This window comes from Flavobacterium limi (assembly GCF_010645075.1).
In the GTDB taxonomy this organism is placed as follows: Bacteria; Bacteroidota; Bacteroidia; order Flavobacteriales; family Flavobacteriaceae; genus Flavobacterium; species Flavobacterium limi.
In genome coordinates, this window is record NZ_JAADZV010000002.1 from 137386 (window position 1) to 152425 (window position 15040).

The window sequence follows — 15040 nt, forward strand, 5'->3', positions numbered from 1 at the left end:
CCGCTCAGGATGGCATATCTTTAAATTACAAATATTTTATTGTTATTTTTTCACAGCTTCATATTTATCAGGAAAAGCAGCTTCTCCGTCTAAATTAGTTACTTTTAAAACCGTTACATTTTTACTTTCTATCGCATGTTTAAAATAATCCGGTTTGTTTTTACCCCAGCTTACGGAACAATTCTGAACCTTTATATTTTCTGCTGTATCAAAATAAAATCCGGACGTACTTCCCTTTATAAATCCATCCACTTTAGAAGGACGTCGGTCATAGATTCCTCCGGGAAAATTTGAAGTTTTGTCAATAGATACATTTACGCCTTCAAAAACGATATTTTTAATTTTATCTTTTGATTCTCCGCTTACATACACCCCGTTTTCACCCGTACATTGAATGTTGGTAAAATAAATATTACTGATTGCCCCGACTTTTCCTTCAGTTACTCCCTTTGGAAAACGCCAGTTGGCATCTTTATGATTTCCGTTTGCACGGCTGTAAGCAGTTACATAAATAGGTTCTGCTTTTCCCCACCAGGTATCGGTTGTGAGCTGACCTTCGATGATCATGTTCGAAAAAATAACATCGCTGACTGTTCCTTCATCGCGATTCTGAATCCCTACTCCACGGTTGCTTTTTTTAATGATGCAATTATTAAAAACTACCTGTCTGATCGCATCCATATTTTCAGAACCGATTTTGATTGCGCAACTGCTGCTGGTCATAGTGCAATTCGTAACCGTTATGTTTTCACAGGCACCAAATTCTTCAAACTCCCTTCTGTTTTTTAAGCAAATACAGTCATCACCACTTTCGATATAACAATCACTGATTCGGACATTTTTAGAATGATCTAAATCAATACCATCACTATTTCTCACTTTTAAACTGTTGAGCAGCGTAATTCCACTAATCACCACATCATTACAGCCTACCAAATGAATTGTCCAGTAAGCCGAGTTTCCAATATGAACATCTTTGATCCTTATGTTTTTTCCACCAATAATAGTCAAAACATGAGGGCGTGGATCCAGAATATTGAAAGGTTTCAGGATATAAGCATCTTCTTCTTCAGCTCCCATAAAAGAGATGCCGTTTCCGTCAATTTTACCGCTTCCGCTGATGGAAAAGTTCTCTACATTCTTTCCTCCAATCCAGATAGTCCCTTCACCTTTGTTTTCACGGAACGCACTTTCAGTATATAAATTTTCGTCAGGGCTTGCCAAAATTTTAGCGCCTGCTTCAATATGCAAATCCACATTTGATTTTACGTTAAAAGGTCCTGCTAAAAATGTATATGGAGCCGGAATCAATACTTGTCCGCCAGTTTTAGTGCAGGCATCAATAGCTTTTTGAATAGCGACAGCATCGTTTGTTTTACCGTCTCCCTTAGCCCCGTATTTTTTTACATCATACACTTTTTGCGCTGTAAGAGTGATCGAAATGCAAAAAACGATTACTGTAATTATAGATTTCTTTATCATTTTATTTAATTTAAAAGTTAAAGTAAGATCACACAACTTACCAGAAAACAGTATACAAAGCAATTAATATTCCGCTGATAATAAATGAACCAATAATAAATTCAGAAGAAACTTTGAACATTGATGTATCTACCTCTATACTGTGTGATTGCTGTTCCTCTTCTGATGAAGGTTTTAAAAGACTAATTGCTATCATTAATACTACTATAACAAAGAAAGAAATGGTCATTCGGTCTAAAAAAGGATAATCCGGGAAAGCTCCGTTTGTCCACATCGGAAGGAATTTTAACACTGCTGCAACAGGCACTGTAAATAAGGCTCCGGCAAGACCTGCTGCTGGTGTAGTTTTCTTCCAGAACATACCCAATAAAAAGATGGCCAGAACTCCAGGCGAAAAGAAGCCAACATACTCCTGTATAAACTGATACGCCTGATCTAATGATTTTAATTGAGGTGCCACAACAGCCGCAATTATCATACAGACTATTACACAGCCTCTTCCGGTTAGTACCAGTATTCTTTCAGTGGCTTCTCTGTTAAAATATTTTTTATAAATATCTAAAGAAAAAATAGTTGAAATACTATTGGCTTTTCCTGCCAGTGAAGCAACAATCGCCGCTGTTAAGGCTGCCAATGCTACTCCTTTTAAACCAGCCGGTAATAAGTTCATTAATGTCGGATAAGCGTGATCAGGTTTTAAAACTCCTGCTGCATCAACCATTTCCTGCTGAAACATTCCGTTTTGATGCATCACATACATGGCAATACCCGGCAAAACGGCAATAATAGGTACTAATAATTTTAAAAATGCAGCAAACAAAATTCCTTTACGGGCTGTTTTTAAATCAGCTCCTAAAGCTCTCTGAACAATGTACTGGTTACACCCCCAATAGGCCAGATTATTAATCAGCATTCCTCCTACCAATACCGACATTCCCGGTAATTCAGCATAATGCGGATTTGATTTCTCCAAAATCATATGTAAATGCCCGGGTGCTTCGTCTGCTATAACAGAAAGCCCTTTTAAAATGTCTTTTCCAAAACCAAACTGTTCAGATAATAGGGTCAAAGCCAGATAAGTAGTAACCAGACCACCCAAAATCAAAACGATAACCTGAAACATATCCGTATAACCAATTACTTTCATTCCTCCTAAAGTCACAATGATTGAAAATAAACTGAGTCCGATAACACAGAACTGAAAGCTAACCGGTGCAATAGAGGAAATTGCCAGTGCCCCTAAATATATAATCGAAGTCAGATTGACAAATACATATATCAAAAGCCAGATAACGGCCATAATTGTACTCACGGTTCCGTTATAACGTTTTGCCAAAAACTGAGGCATTGTAAATATTTTATTTTTAAGATATACCGGTAAAATAAACATCGCCACCACAATTAATGTCGCAGCCGACATCCATTCATAAGAAGCAATCGCAAGTCCGATGGCGAAACCTGACCCGCTCATCCCGATAAAATGTTCTGCAGAAATGTTAGATGCAATCAATGAGGCTCCAATAGCCCACCAGGTAAGGGAACCTTCTGCCAAAAAATAATCATTGGAGCTTGTAGTTGCATTTTTCTTACTCCTGTAAATATACATTCCGTAGGCTGTTACGATAATGAAATAGATGAGAAAAACAATGTAATCTGCGGTTTGTAATACGTTCATGATGAGTTTGGTTAGATAGTTAGTGTTGGTGGTTCTTTAGTTTTTTGTTAGTTATGACTTATAATCAGACTTTTAAAAACCATTTTTTTCTGTATAAAAAATAGAGCAAAATGAGCTGAATAACAGTTACTGATATAGTGGTAAATACGGGCTGCCAGACAAGAGGAGAAAATTCAATTAGTCCGCCAAATACATATTCTGCTGTGTGCTTAAAATCAATCAGGCCTTCTGCTGCCATATAAATTAAAATTGAATTTGAACCAATTAAAACAAGAGGAAATGCCCACTTCTTAAATCCTAAAACATCGATTAACACATAAAAAAACAGGAAGAACAAAATGCTGAAACCACCAACAAAACAAACGAACGAGCTCGTCCACAAATGTTTGTTAATCGGAAAATCAAAATTCCAAAGAAGGCCTGTTATAATCAATACAACAGCTGATCCGGTCATAATTACTACTTTGTTCTTTATGGTATAATAAGGGTGTTCAGCCTTTAGAAATGTTCCTAGAAATACTCCCAACAAAGCTGTGGATACAGCGGGTATGGTTGAAAATATTCCTTCAGGATCATATACTCTGCTATGTAATCTTCCGGGAAGAAAAAGTCGGTCGATGTATCCTTCCAATGATCCTTCTGCGGTTAGATCTCCCGCTCCGAATCCGGGTACAGGTATTAATTTCATAGCTAAATAATAACCAATCAGAATCCCTGTAAACCAGACAATCTGTTTCTTTAAATCAAAATTTAAATAAATCAGTCCTGCAAAAAACCAGGCAATCCCTATACGTCCTAATACACTTGCAAAACGGGTTTGGTCATACCCGTCAAAACGCAGTAATCCGTTAACTACAAATCCAAGAAATACCAGGATAAAAGTCCTTTTAAGCATAGAAAAATATATTTTTTTCTTTTCATTTGAGGGAAGTTCACTTGGCTCCGTCACTCCTGCCAACTTGATTTTTTTATCGAAAGAATATGGCATTGAAACCCCTGCAACGAATAGAAACACAGGGAAGATCATGTCGTAAAATGTAATGCCATCCCAGTCTGTATGATGCATTTGTGAAGACATCCAGACAAAAACCGGAATTGGGGCAGCTTTGGCCAAAGCGTGAATAATATGTTCACCGCTCATAATCCAAAACATAACAAACCCTCTTAGAACGTCTAAAGAAATTAATCTGTTATTTGTAGTAATTTTGTTCATACCGGATTTATTTTTAAAGCATATTTTACCTGTTGATTGCTCAAGTAGTATCAACTTATTGTTCTTATTTATGGATATTATTGATTTACAACACGATTTACCAAAAGTTGGCAGTCTTTCTTTTTAATTTACAGCAACCACGTCCAGATAAATGAACGTGATCGGATGTAAAAGTGAAACATTTAAAAAACTAAACGGGGCAAAAATTTAGCACTCTTAAAATATTCGGTTATAATTCTATTGGTTTTATGACAAATCCATAGTTGTATTCGTTTTGCGTCAGTCGATATTGTTCATGGGGAGGCAATCCCCAGCTGTTATCTCCTCCTAATCCGCGCTGGGTTAAATCAACACACACTACAACCTCATTTCTCGGTGTAATATCGCTAATGTGCATGTTCTTTTTTGTTAATCCCGGATCAAAATCGGCCGGATAATTATTCAAAGTACTTATACCCAAAGGCTGTAATCCATTTATTTCAAAACCTTTACCATCATTATTTAAGAGTGTAAACCATCTTATATCAGTTTTATATCCGTTTTCCTGCGGCCGTGAATAGGGTACATACTGATCTGACACTTTACTTTTATATATTCCTTTTAAAGCAGCTGTATTTCTATCAGGATAATTTTCTAAAGGTCCTCTGCCGTAATAATCCAGGTTTTCAAAATCATTTTTAAGAGAAAAAATCATCCCGAAACGAGGCATTTCCGGTACTGGATTATTGCCTTTTTTATAAGAGCACTGGATCTCCAAAGCGCCGTCGTTGCTCAAAGCATATTTAATCGTGTAATCTGAAAAAACGTCGTTTAGTTTTAGTTTTGCAACCACGTAATTTTTTCCGTTTTCTTCTAAAATCTTAATATCCTCAACCGAAGTGTTTTTCCCTGCTGACTGCCAGACATTCGCCTTTATATTCATTTTGTTTCCAAAATCATTATCTGTTGGAGCTCTCCAAAAATTAGGTTCCGGATATTGTTTAAAATATTCTGCACCGTTTAAAGTATAATTTGAAATCAATCCTGTGGTTTTGTTAATTTTTACGACCACATTAGCAGCAGACAGAACAAATTCATTTTTATCATCCTGAATTTTGTATGAAGAATTTACGCCTGCTTTTGCGAAATAATGATCACTATCAATACTAAATTGTTCCTTAGCAATTTCGAAGTTTTGAGGCAGTAATTCAGAACCGGTTTTAGTGTAAGCAAAAACATTAAGCAAATATTCAACTCCTTCTTTTGCCTGTAATTTTGGCAAATCAATTTTAAACTGTTTTTTTGATTTCGGATTCAGGTCAACAGCAATCGTTCCTTCTTTGATACTCTTCCCGTTTTCTAAAATTTGATATTTAAAGTGGTATTTATTCAAATTCGTGAATCCGAAATCATTTATAATTTCAATTATTCCCTTTTTAATGTCAACAGCTTCAAACAAAATATCCTGATAGACTTTTTTGACTTCAAATGCCCCTGGATGCGGCGTACGATCCGGCCATAGTAACCCGTCATTACAGCCATTTTCATCATTCGTATAATTTTGACCGCCCATATCACCGCCATAAGCCCAATATTCGCGTCCAATTTCATCTTTCATTTTGAACCCCTGATCTACCCAGTCCCAGATAAAACCGCCCTGCATATTTTTGCTTCCGCGGATGATATCCCAATACTCCTGAAAATTACCGGTGCTGTTTCCCATGGCATGCGCATACTCACACATGATATACGGGCGGGCAACTTCTTTACGCGCTGCATATTCTTTCATGTATTCGATTGTTGGGTACATCGGGCAAACGATATCAGTATTTTCGTTTTCTTTGGCCTGCTCAAACTGAACCAAACGGGTCTTATCCCTATTTTTGATCCATTTGTAAGCATCATGAAATACCGGTCCGTTGGCACTTTCATTCCCTAATGACCAAATAATTACCGAAGGCGCGTTTTTATCTCTTTCGACCAAATTGTAAATTCTGTCCATATGAGCCGCGTGCCATTCCGGAAGGTGACCCGGATTGTTTTTTGGATTCATCCAGATTAGAGGCTGTCCCTCAACTCCCATTCCGTGGCTTTCAATATTGGCTTCATCCACAAGATACAAACCATACTTGTTACAAAGTTTAACCCATAAAATATTGTTCGGATAATGACTACAACGAACCGAATTGATATTCAGCTGTTTCATCATTTTGATGTCTTTCATCATGGTGGCTTCATCCTGATAATGCCCTGTAACCGGATTATGCTCGTGGATATTGACTCCGCGAACCATTAATCGGACTCCATTTACCAATAATTCCCCGCCTTTTAATTCTACTTTTCTAAAGCCAACTTGTGTAGAAGTTGTTTCTACAATGTTACCATTTTCATTTTTTAGTGTCAGAACTAAAGTGTACAGATTAGGAGCCTCACTGCTCCATAATTTTGGACTGGAAACATTTTGAGAGAAATTCACTTTTTGAGTTTTATTTCCTTCAACGTTTACATTTAATTCTTTTGAAAAAACAGTTTTACCCAAAGCATCAATCAGTTTAGCAGTTAATTTTTGATTTTTTACTGCTGAAGATGTTAGGTTTTTCAAACTGATATCAACACTTAAACTACCGTTTTTGTAATTGGCATCTAAATCAGGTTTTGCAAAAAAATCAGAAATTCGAATATGATCAGTACTGTACAGATAAACATTTCTGTCAATACCCGAAAGCCTCCAGAAATCCTGATCTTCCAGATAAGAACCGTCACTCCAGCGGTATACTTCTACAGCCAGATTGTTTTTTCCGGGTTTTAAATATTTCGAAATATCAAATTCGGCAGGACTTTTTGTATCTTCTGTATAACCAACTTTTTCTCCGTTTACCCAAATGTACATAGCAGATGTTCCCGCTTCAAAATGAAGGTAAACATGTCTGTTTTTCCAGTTTTCCGGCAGAACAAAATCTTTTTTGTATGATCCGACCGGATTATCAGAATGATTGATAAAAGGCGGATTTCTTTCAAAAGGATACGTAATATTCGTATAAATTGGAATTCCGTAACCATGCAGTTCCCAGTTGGAGGGTACCTGAAGTTCGTTCCAGTTTATGGTATTGAAATCTGTTTTGTAAAAGTCTTTAGGGCGTTGATCGGGTGTTGGGGACCAGGAAAATTTCCATTTACCATTCAGGGAAAAATACCATGGTGAATTTTCATATTGATCACTTATTGCAGATGCTTCGTCTGCATAAGGAAGAAACGACGCTCGTGCCGGTTCTCTGTTAATCTGAAAAACCTGTGGATTCTCCCAGTCATTTCTGTCTTTTTCCTGTCCTACAGCACCTGAAACAAAAATCACTAACAGACCAAATAAAAATATTTTTGTTTTGATTTTTTGCATTTATTCAATTTTAAAACTTCCTATAGAAAGAATAACAAAACATTAAGTACCTAACCTGTTGGGTGTAACTATTAAAAAACGTCAGTTCGAGTGTTTTTTGTGCAGAGCAACGGAACAAAAAATGTATCGAGAACCGTTTTTAATGATAATTTTTCTGTTCTCGATACAATCCCGATGAAAAATCGGGATCACTCGAACTGACGAAAAATTATTATCAAAACTAATTACTCCCAAATGGTAAGTACCTACTTTAAAAATTTAATTTCTCAGGCAAATATTTAGCTACCAACTCTTTGTAATATGGTAATAATGCTTTTACATCGGGCTTAACAGGCGCTTTCGTATATAAATCATAAGGATTAAACTTTCTTACCCAGTCAAACATTTCAATGTCTTTTTCATTCATCAGATGTGAGTATGCATTTTCTTTATGCTGAGAATAAAATGAATGATAACGAATCATATACAAAGCCGGATCCGGTAAATAATCTTTCATGATCTGATATAAATACTCGTCATGTCCCCAGCTCATTTTTACATTCTCCAGTCCGCAATTTTCGGTGTAAATACCAAATTTAGTATTGAATCTTTCGTCTGTATAATCGGGGTTATCCTTAAAAAAATCCGGATAAACAATTTTGTCTGAATAGGCACAGCCTACAGGAAATGTATCTCCTACTACAGCCCACTGCGGCTCTCCGAATAAACATAAAATTTTACCTAAATCATGAATGAAACCCGTAAGTACAAACCAGTCCGGATGACCGTCTGCCCTAATCGCTTCTGAAGTCTGCAAAAGATGCTGGGTCTGATCCAGATCAATATCCGGGTCACTATCATCTACAAGTGTATTCAAAAAATCAACCGCTTCCCAAATTGACATTTGCTTTTTATTGAACTGCAGAAATTCCTGTTCTTTGCTGCATACAAAATCATAAGTTTGATAGGTATGATTTATTCTGTAAAATTCTCTAACCGTTTCTACTCTCTCAGAATCTACATAATTTCTAAACTCGTCTTTTTCTTTTACAGGTTCTGAAGGATCCGGATAACGTAATTTCAAATCATCTTCCCACTCGTCTAAATTATGCAACGGATTATCAGTGTCTATATGCTTTTTCATAAGATTTTAAATTAAAAGTTATAAGACAAAAATAGAATTAGAAACAGGATTCAAAATGGATTAATACATCAAAAACATGGATAGAATTTAATTCTGTATGAATTTTACATCAATAAATTGTGAAAAATAAATTCCAATACTGAAATTTTAAATTTTGATGTTTTGGGATACTTAAATAATAAATCCCAAATTCCAATCACTCACAGATTTGGAATTTGGGATTCATATTATTGGAATTTATCAATTTATTTTAGTTGATAAGCTTACTCGGAGGAAAACCAAACTGTTTTTTGAAACACCTGCTAAAATATAACGGATCATTAAATCCAACCATGTTCGTTACTTCAGAAACATTATATTTTTTTGTTTTTAAAAGTTCTGCCGATTTTTTTAAACGAATGGTTCTGATAAATTCATTTGGAGCTAAATCTGTCAGCTCTTTAATTTTTCGATAGAGTTTTGATGAACTAACGCCTAGTTTATCACACAGAAATTCGGTTGACAAATCCAGCTCGCTCAGATTCTCGTTGATTAAATTGGTAATTCTTTCCATAAACTCTTCGTCAATTGGTGAATGGGTAAGCAAACTTACTTTGCTCTCAACTTCACCGGAAAATTTTGCTTTGAGCTCCAATCGTGATTTGATAACATTTTCAATAACGGATTTTAATAATGTCGGTTCAAAAGGTTTCACTAAATAACCATCAGCACCAATTTCATATCCTTTGACTTTATCCACATTTTCTCCCAGTGCCGTTAGCAACACAACCGGGATATGGCTGATAAATTCATCATTTTTTAGTTCTTTACAAAATTCGAGTCCGTCCATAACTGGCATCATCACATCTGCAACGCATAAGATAGGTTTTATTTGTCGGCAAATTTTAAGACCTTCCTCTCCATTTTCCGCATCATAAACCTTGTAATAATCAGAAAGAAAATCTACCAGATACTTTCTAAGTTCCGTATTATCTTCGATAACCAGTATTTTTTGCTTCAGTTCTGTATTCTGAATGGTTTTTTTGACTGATTTTTCGGGAATCAGCATGCTCAAATTGTCATTTTTCAAAGCATATTCAAATACTTCCTTAGTTTCATAAGAAATACGGTCAATTGGAATTTCAACCCTGAAAGTACTTCCTTTTCCCAGGGCACTTTCTACAGTTATAGAGCCTTTATGAATTGCTACTAAAGATTTTACTAGAGAAAGCCCGATACCTGACCCCGTATTATGGGCCTTGCTGTTGGTTGCCTGATAAAATCGTTTGAAGATTTTTTCCTGACTTTTGAGCGGAATTCCGATACCATCATCAATTACCTCAATGATTAAAATTTCCTCTGTCTTATTTTTTAACCTGATGAATAAATCTACGTTTCCGTATTTGTTGGTAAACTTTAAAGCATTAGATAAAAGGTTGTAAAGGATTTTATCATACTTGTCATTGTCTATCCAGCCTTCAATGGATTCATCCTCGGTAATAAAATTCAACTTGATTTTTTTATTGAAAGCCATTTCTTTGAAAGAATCAAAAATGTTTTTCGAATAGCTTAGAATATCGGTTTTTGTAACCTTAAGTTTCAATTCACCTGACTGTGCTTTTCTAAAATCAAGTACCTGATTTACGAGATTCAAGAGCCTGCTGGCATTTTGATAAATCAGGTTATATCGGCTTTTTTCATAATCGGTGGCGTTGCTGTTTTCGTCCAGTAATTGTTTTGCCGGTCCTAAAATAAGCGTTAAAGGTGTTCTTAATTCATGAGAAATATTGGTGAAAAATCGCAGTTTTTCATTATTCAGTTTAATATCATGTTCCCTGTTAACTTTTTCGGTAAGCAATTCCTGTTTCAAACGAATACGGTTTTTAATTTCCTTTCTTATAAAATAAAAAATGAGTACCAATGCAATAAAAACTAACAGAAAAGATAATGGTGTTAACCAAAATGGCGGAAGTATTCTTATTTGGTAAGATACCTCCTTGCTCCAGTGACCATCACTGTTACTGGATTTTATTTTGAAAATATATTTCCCCGGATAGAGGTTAGTATACTGAACCGTTCTTGAATTGCTGTTTGCGGTAATCCATTGTTTGTCAAACCCTTCCAGCATATACTGAAACTTATTCAGTTTTTCGTTTGCGAATGAAGGGGTCGAAAACTGAAGTGAAAAATTTCTGTTTTTATAATTGAGTTCTACTTTTTTACCATAGTTAAGCTCTTTTGAAAGCGGAATATCCCCGTTAATCTCCATTTCAGGAAACACTTCTTCATTCTGAATCTTAAATTCGCTGATAACAGGTTCCGGAGACCAATTGTTTCTCTTCATTGTTTGTGGAGAAAAAGAAATGATACCGTTTTTACCTCCAAGGAAAATAGTAGAATTATTGAAGTTAAAAAAACCGCTTGAACTAAAAACATCCAGTCTGTTACCACTGTTTACATGATAAATATTGATATCTTTCAAATCAGATTTTACCCAGGCAATACTGTTATTATTGATATTTAGCCATAAATTTCCGTTTACGTCTGACAGCATATCTGTAATCCATGTACCTGAGATTTCTTTAAAGTTTTTTATGGTTGCAAAAGTGTTCTTTTTAGGATTGTACAAACATAATCCAAAACGTGTAGAGGCCCATATCTTACCTTTTTTGTCAATCATAATGTCACTTACATTGTCTTCATTAGGAATACCGTTTTCTTTTTTTGAAAGAGATTTGTAAGTTTCTATCTTACCTGTAGCTGAATTGTATTTCACAACACCTGTTTCAGTAGCAAACCAGACATTATTTTGAGTATCTTTTTCAATTGCATTAATTTGAAAGCCCGGAAGTAGTTTCCCCGTGGAAGTCTGTACTTGTAAAGTTTGAGTGTTTAATATAACAGCCCCTTCCCCAAACGAGCCTACCATAAGGGACTGATTTCCTATTTTATTGAAAGCAAAAATTGGGGATGTATCAAAACCCAGATTGATTTCTTTTGATGAATTGTTACTGTAGTTATACACCAGCATTCTGCCATCCCAAAGACCACAATAAAAAATTTTACCATCTTCAGAATAAATACTGGATATATCAATTGATTTATTGTACAGCGGCACAAAGCCTTTTGCGTTTGAAATAAAAAGTCCGTTATGACTGGTTGCTACAATTACTTTTCCGTCGTATGTTTTAGCAAATCCTCTGATACGTGGTGCCTGATTGCCAATGTAACGAGAAATATCTTTATTGAGAGCAAATTGGTTTTCATAAGGATCAAACTTGTCCAGACCATCTTCAGTTCCAATCCATAAAACACCGGCACGATCAAAATACAAAGCGGATACTAAATTATCAACGATTGAAGTGTCATCTGACAATACGGAATAATACCACTTATAATCTCCTTTTTGAATGTCTTCCAATTGTTTGCAGACCAGCAAACCTCCTAAAGTTCCGACCCAATATTTTCCATCCGGAGCTTTAGCAACGGATAAAAAGTAAGGTCCTAAATTACCTCTGATATCTTTGTTTTCAATATATAAATTTACAAACTGATCGTTTATTTTATCTAATTTGTAGAGCCCTCTTCGTGTTCCAACAAAAATATCGGCTTTAGCATCTTCATAAATAAAATTGATGTATGGATTTTTTTCATTAGAATGAGGAACAGTAAGCGTATAATTATTTATTTTTACGATTGTCCCTTTGTTGTCAAGTGTTATTTTGGCAACAGATCCTTTATCATAACTTCCTACCCATATGTTGCCTTTTTTGTCTTCAAAAATTTCTTTTACATAGTCAAAACCTTTAATCGGAATCTTTTCGAACCTGTTTTCTTTCGGAAAAAACATAAAAACGCCCTGATTTTTAGTACCTACCCAGACTCTTCTAAATTTATCTGCATATACTGATCTGATCTCTCCTTCTGGCAAACTATTTGGATCATTTTTTTTAGGTAAAAATGTCTTAAAGACATGTGTATCCATCTTAAAGAGTGTCAGACCTTTTCGGGTGCCAATCCATAAATGGTTCGAAGCTTCATCTAATTCTAATGCTGTAATGTCATCATTATACAATTTATTATTGCCTGGTGACGAACTCATATAATTTTTGAACTGATAGCCATCAAAACGATTCAATCCAAAAAAAGTTCCAAACCACAGAAAACCTTTTTTATCCTGAACTATGTGCCTAACCGAATTATGAGACAATCCATTGTTGTCATTGTAATGCGTAAATTTTATATTCTGCGAATGCGAATAATAAAATGTGATTAAGCCAAGTAACAGTATAGAAGATTTTTTTCTCATAAAAAACTAAATAATAAACATCGTTTTTAGTTAAATTAAAGTTAAGAATAATTAAGGATTTATTCGTTCAATCTTATTCCTTTTTAAGCTAATCTTAAAATGGTCTGAAGGTCTGCTGTTCATTGTTTTCAGAAATATCTTCGCCCACAAAACCAGTTTTTCATTATCTGATTTTTGTAATTGTTCGCAAACTATCTGATATTGTTTTAATTTATTGCTTCCTATTTCCGGGTTAGCTAATTCATCAGCATTTTTTAAACGGTAGAAATCGAATATCATATCAAAACCTGTCCAGGATTCGAAATCATTTTTGGTTAAGGAATTCGATGCAATTATTTTATCGACCTCTACAATATTTTTATTTACATACGATAAATCTGCTCCTGAGAGTTTTAAAAATGAAGTTGAAAATGCAACAGGAAAATCTTCAGGCAAAAATCTCAACCTAACTAATTCCTTTAAGTGCCATTCTGTAAAACCTTTATAATCTTTTGAATTCAGAATATCTTTATTCCAGATAATATCACTTTTTATGTTTTGGAGATGAGCATATTCCTGATCATAAAAAGGAAATAAACTATTGAATTTTGAAACTTTTTTTATTGTTACAGTTTCTATTTCCAATTCTGTATTGGAGTGAATGGTAAGTATTTTATAAGCCGGCATATAAGCAGCCAAAGAAGGGGTCTGAATATTAAATAACGTATTTCCTTTTGAAGTCGTTCGCACACCTGTATCGTTGATGTGCATGTGTCCGCCAAAATGAATCTGAATCCCTGCATCAGCAAATGTTTGGGCCACTTCTTCATTTGGAACTCTTGATAATTGCATTTTATTGGCTCCAAAAAGTGATTTTAATTCCGGTGAAGCATCGTCGTTAAAATCAATCATCGGATAATGACTGAAGGCAATCAAAATTTTTCCTTTTTGTCTGGCTTCCGCCGAAACCTTCCTAACCCACTCTATCAAATGACTTTTGTAAATGAGTACATTATTATAACCAATATTCGCTCCCGAAAAATCATGCGGATCATTTGCCTGACCTGATAATTTTTCATTCGGCACATAAGCGTTTGCATCTATTGCCAAAAGCCAGACTCCTTTTACCGGTTCTACCATATAGCTCGCATCGGGAAGAAATAAATTGGTATTTTTTACAGGATAAGTTCTTTTTTCCAGATTAGATTCGGCTAAAGCTTTTTCGAAATTATAACTTTCATAATTGTAATTTGAAAATGGCGTTTCCCAATACAAATAGCTTTTTTGAGGAAAAAAACCAAAACCGGACATCTCCTGTAAAGTTTCTTTGTATCCCCAGTTTTTAATATCAGCAGTGATGATGGGTTCTAATTGATTTTCCTGCAGTTTAAAATTCTTTTTTGAACTGCTGATAATCTGCTCCTTACCGTCTTTTCCTAAAAAATCGGTTTTATAAGCATCCTGAGCGAAAGGTTTTACTGCATCATGATTTCCTGTAGTTACAAAAAATGACATTCTGTATTTCTCAGAGTATTCATCTAATATTTTTCGTAATCCGCGAATGTGAACGGGCTGTCCGTCATCACTAAAATCACCGGGAAGAACTACTTGTCTGATCCCTCTTTTTGCAATATCATTTAAGGCTTCTAAAAAAGCAAAATAGTTTTCATTAAAAATTCGGGTTGAATGTAATTGCGAATTCATAGTTCTGATATTCGCATACTCTCCTGTTACGGGATTTTGAATTCCGTGATAATCGTTATCCTCAAATTTTGCAAAAATATCCTGTAAGTGAGCATCGGCTATAAAAGCAATTTGTAATGCATTATTTTTATGTGCCTGCTTAGATTTACAGGAAGCTAATAAAAATAATAGTAATATGAACCCTGATATTCGTAACATATAAT

Annotated in this window: 7 protein-coding genes; all 7 read right to left on the minus strand. The window is 35.0% G+C overall.

Going from position 1 to position 15040, the window contains the following annotated elements; genetic code table 11:
* Positions 1-42 precede the first annotated feature (42 nt).
* On the minus strand, positions 43-1482 hold the full coding sequence (locus GXM16_RS05325) for a glycoside hydrolase family 28 protein (RefSeq protein ID WP_163393369.1): 1440 nt from the start codon (positions 1480-1482) through the stop codon (positions 43-45).
* A gap of 37 nt (positions 1483-1519) precedes the next feature.
* Entirely contained in the window at positions 1520-3157 is a 1638-nt protein-coding gene (locus tag GXM16_RS05330; RefSeq protein WP_163393370.1) for a sodium/sugar symporter, read from the minus strand.
* A gap of 64 nt (positions 3158-3221) precedes the next feature.
* Positions 3222-4370, minus strand: coding sequence for an acyltransferase family protein (locus GXM16_RS05335; protein ID WP_163393371.1), 1149 nt, complete (start codon positions 4368-4370; stop codon positions 3222-3224).
* A 229-nt stretch (positions 4371-4599) separates the two neighbouring features.
* A complete protein-coding gene (gene lacZ, locus GXM16_RS05340) occupies positions 4600-7743 on the minus strand; it encodes a beta-galactosidase, LacZ type (RefSeq protein ID WP_163393372.1) in 3144 nt (1047 codons plus the stop codon).
* A gap of 250 nt (positions 7744-7993) precedes the next feature.
* Positions 7994-8866 carry an inositol oxygenase family protein gene (locus GXM16_RS05345; protein ID WP_163393373.1) on the minus strand — a complete coding sequence of 291 codons (873 nt, stop codon included), beginning with the start codon at positions 8864-8866 and terminating at the stop codon, positions 7994-7996.
* 250 nt (positions 8867-9116) lie between these two features.
* Complete coding sequence (locus tag GXM16_RS05350) at positions 9117-13154, minus strand: hybrid sensor histidine kinase/response regulator (RefSeq protein ID WP_163393374.1); 4038 nt, start codon at positions 13152-13154, stop codon at positions 9117-9119.
* 51 nt (positions 13155-13205) lie between these two features.
* Positions 13206-15035, minus strand: coding sequence for a metallophosphoesterase family protein (locus GXM16_RS05355; RefSeq protein WP_163393375.1), 1830 nt, complete (start codon positions 15033-15035; stop codon positions 13206-13208).
* Between the last annotated feature and the right edge of the window lie 5 nt (positions 15036-15040).